The 4,124-nt window shown below is 40.2% G+C and carries 3 protein-coding genes; all 3 read right to left on the reverse strand.

The annotated features are described in order from the left end of the window. Positions 1-189: 189 nt before the first annotated feature. From G322_RS0117855 to G322_RS0117865, 3 genes are read right to left on the reverse strand one after another with little or no spacing between them, the layout of a single operon-like run. Positions 190-2,181 (reverse strand): transglutaminase TgpA family protein, encoded by a 1,992-nt coding sequence (locus G322_RS0117855; RefSeq protein ID WP_022943055.1) that lies wholly within the window; start codon positions 2,179-2,181, stop codon positions 190-192. Beyond that, entirely contained in the window at positions 2,178-3,083 is a 906-nt protein-coding gene (locus tag G322_RS0117860; RefSeq protein ID WP_245542350.1) for a DUF58 domain-containing protein, read from the reverse strand. The genes G322_RS0117855 and G322_RS0117860 overlap by 4 nt, the downstream gene beginning before the upstream one ends. A 53-nt stretch (positions 3,084-3,136) precedes the next feature. Then, positions 3,137-4,045, reverse strand: a complete 909-nt coding sequence (locus G322_RS0117865; RefSeq protein WP_022943057.1) for an AAA family ATPase — start codon at positions 4,043-4,045, stop codon at positions 3,137-3,139. Positions 4,046-4,124 lie beyond the last annotated feature (79 nt).

Here is a 4,124-nt window from a genome sequence, read left to right on the forward strand (position 1 = left end):
CTTTTTGAAAACAATTTAGCGCAAGTTATTGTGTAACGATTCTTAAGGCGTTGCTGATGCACTGACTCATGTACACAAGTTTTTAAAGTAGCACTTGGACGTAAGACTTTAGTCCTGCTTAGTTACTAAGGCGCAACTGAAGTAACACATCCTATTTGCCTTTTATACTTGTGTGCAAGAGCCGGAGTTTTAGCTTCGCGGTTTCTTCAATTGTTTAGCGATAAATCTCAACTGTTTAAGCTGTTTTTTATGGTTTTTCTCAGAAATATCACCTTGATATTTGATGGCGTTATACTTAGCTGCAAACGATTCACACAACATTTTTGAAAGCATCAATTGCGCATGAAGCATTAAACAATACTCGCTCACCGTTTGCCCCGTTGTGCGGTTTATTCCCTGTTTTTTAAAATGCTTTTGCAGTTGTTGGTATATTTTATCCTCAATGGCTATTTTTTTTACCTGCCACGGTTTAAAAATCACCAACAGTAACAACGCAAAGATAAGCGCCATCATCAACATCAGCGCATAAGCGATATTTAACCACGGCATTTTAGCGATCCAATATTGCATCAACTGCATCTGTTTTTTATTATCAAAATTAACAACATAACGCGCCCACAGATAATCAAGTTGTGCTAAACGACTGCGTAACTGATTAATCACTGCGATAGATCGCCATTTTTGTAATGAAAAAAACTCATCAGCGAGAAATTCACTACCATCGGTCAACCCCGCTTGCAAACCAGATTCAACACGTTCAGGAGCAACATAGGCGGTTGGGTCAACACGTAACCAACGGTTATCTTTCCATATTTCCACCCACGCATGGGCATCATATTGGCGCACCGTGAAAAAGCCCTCTGTCGCTTGCCACTCTCCGCCTAAATAACCCGTCACCATCCGTGCAGGAAACCCTAAACGGCGTGCGACATAAAGATAACTGCTGGCATAATGCACACAAAAGCCTGCTTGTGTGGAAAACAAGAAATCATCAATCTGATTTTCACCAAGGAGTGGTGGTTGCAAAGTGTAAGTAAAGCTTTGTGAAAAACCCGTTAACAACTGTCTTAATATATTTTCTTTGCTCAATCCATTGTGCAGATTTTCTGTTATCCATAAATCTGTTTTTACATTACCAACATCAGGTAATTGGGTAAGTTGTTTTAGCTCAGCCGAGGTTAATAGTTTGTTTTTTAAATTGTTTATTTGTGAGACCACAAAAACCTGTCTTGCCACAATCGGTTTAACACTGCGCAGAGAATAATCACTTAAACTGACTAATCCTTTAGGTGTTACTGCAAAATCTAACACGGGTATCCAGTAATTATAATGAGGCTCAATAATTAGTTCATACTGTCTAGAGACACCTTTAACAGCAGAAAAAAGATGCCCGCTTCCGCTTTTAGCCTTTCGCTCTTGCGCCTTTTTTTGCACGCTTTGTGACCATGTTTTGCCATCGAAGTTATCTAAGGTCATCGCGCGCCAATAACGTTGATTTTCAGGAACGGGGTAGCCCTTAAAAGTAGCACGAAATGCCAACGCACTTGAGCGACTTAATTTAGCAATTTCACCCGGGCTAACGGTATCGCTTAGCCCCGTTGTCGCCTGTTTTTGCAGTGGCATCTTCCACAATGAGGGTAAACGAGGCATCACCACAAACAGTAAGAGTGCAAGGGGTAAACTAAGCACCATGCTTTTTAGTAATGTTTTATTAAACAGTTTATGAGTAAGCTGCTGTGCATGTAAACTGAGCAAAACAGCAACCAATAACAGCACTAATAGTGACGCGATTAACGATGCACTGAGCGCAGTATTAAAGATAAAAAACAGCGCAATTAAGATAAAACCCGTATTCACAAAAAAGTAAACATCACGCACCGATTTTAGCTCTAAAAACTTCAAACTAAAACCAAGGAAAATCAGGTGTAACATAACGGCAAATAGCCCCTGCTGATAGAGCAGAATAACCGTGAATATGCTGCTTAATACGGCAATAACACTAATTAACAGCCGTGGCATTAAGGGCAATTTACCAAAAAAATGCGCGCTACGCCACAGAGCACAACATAGGCCAAAGAGCATAACAATCACATTTAACTGCGCATAAAAGACCATGACTAATGCACTGTAACTAACAATGATCAGCGTGAGGTTAAAGCGATTTAGAAACTCTTTCATCATTCAAACGCCTGTTGAAACAGTGCTAGCGCTTGTAAACAATGATGTTGATGTAAAGTGCCACTGCCCATTTCAACCTTTTGATTAACTAACATTAACCCGTAACGATAACCTGTTTTTTCAAGCGTTATCACTTGGTAACAAAGAAAACTAAGGCGTTTTTCCAAGGGAATATGTTGCAGTAGACTGATATCTAATAACCGCTCCCCAGCAATTGATTGCTCGAACTGCTTACTGAGCATACCTCGTCCCTGCGCAAGTTGTTTCCACGCCACCGATTTTAACGATTCCCCTTGCTGATAGTTTTTCAAAGTAGAAAACTGGTCGATACCTGACGAAAACTGCTGACTGCTTTCATCTTGATTATTGTGAGTAAGTTGCTCTGCGGGCAGTTTGTTGGTTAACGGTATTGGGTATAACAGCACCTTAAAATCAAAATCGAGATGGGTCCACACATTAAAGAGACCAAAGGGAAATGTTGAAGAAACCGTCACTCGCTCAGGATTAAAGTAGCCACGCATTTTAGAAAAGTGATAAAGCAGAACCTGCTCCTCATCAATCACCGTTTGCAGTGCAGAATTACCCTTTTGAAAAGAAAAATGTATATCGTTACCTCTATTTTTAAGTTTCATTAAACGCAGATGAAACAAACAATCTTTACCAGCAAACTGTGCCTGAGGCTTAACCGCAGTAAGTTTTAATCCAGCAAGATTTTGATAACTGAGTAGCAAACTAGTCACCATAAAGCTACACAGGAAAAACACCAAAAACAGGATCAAGTTGTTTTGATAATTGGTGCCTAATAAAAACAAAATAAACAGAGTAATTAAAAAATGTAAACCCGACGCTGAGGGGAAAATGAAAATGTTACCACTGTTAAGCATGATCTGTTTAGTGGCAGGCAAGCGCCGCTTTAACCAGCGATCAAAACGGTTTCTTATTAACTGATTTAAACTTATCAATTTAACGGGTCGATACGGCTAAGCAGTGTCTGGCTCAAAGTGCCACTGCTCTGTTTCTCTGTATTTACCCCCATCAAACGATGCTCTGCCACGGCAACAAATACCGCTTGTAGATCTTCTGGAATCACATAACCGCGTTGATTAATAAACGCCATCGCTTTTGACGCTTGCAAAAGAACTTTACTGCATCGCGGTGAAAGTGGGTTTTCCGTTAATCCGCTATAACGACTTTCATCGATTAAGCGTAATAAATAATCTAAAAAGGCATCATTGGCCTCTACTTTTTGTACCGACTTTTGCATCTGCTTGAGATCATCCAGCGTGATAACTGCTTGTATCGAATGTTTGATGTGACTGTTTTTTAGCATCAACATCTCTGCTTTTCGATTAGGAAAACCCAGCTCGATACGCATCATAAAACGATCTAACTGTGACTCTGGTAGCGGGAATGTGCCCGCTTGATCTTGCGGATTTTGCGTTGCAATCACAAAAAATGGCGCAGGTAACGGGTAAGTTTTACCATCTAAGGAGATCTGTTTCTCCTCCATCGCTTCTAATAACGCACTTTGGGTTTTAGGGCTGGCACGGTTTATCTCATCCGCTAATAATAGCTGACTAAAAATAGGCCCTTGATGGAAAGAGAACTGTTGCACGTTGGTATCAAAAATAGAAACGCCTAAAATATCAGCAGGTAACATATCACTGGTAAACTGCACACGTTGGTAATCCAGCCCTAAAGTTGTCGCTAATATCGATGCTAATGTGGTTTTACCCATCCCCGGCAAGTCTTCAATCAACAGGTGCCCATCGGCTAACAGACACACCAAGGCGAGTTTCGTTTGCTCTTTTTTACCCAATAGCACACTGTTTAACTGCACTAATATTTTTTCTATTTTATCGTGCATCTTTTATCCTTTTACAACACAAAAATAAAATTGCAGGCACAATCCTATCGTGCATTTTTATCCTTTTACAACACAAAAA

The organism is Psychromonas hadalis ATCC BAA-638 (genome assembly GCF_000420245.1).
GTDB classification, from domain to species: Bacteria; Pseudomonadota; Gammaproteobacteria; order Enterobacterales; family Psychromonadaceae; genus Psychromonas; species Psychromonas hadalis.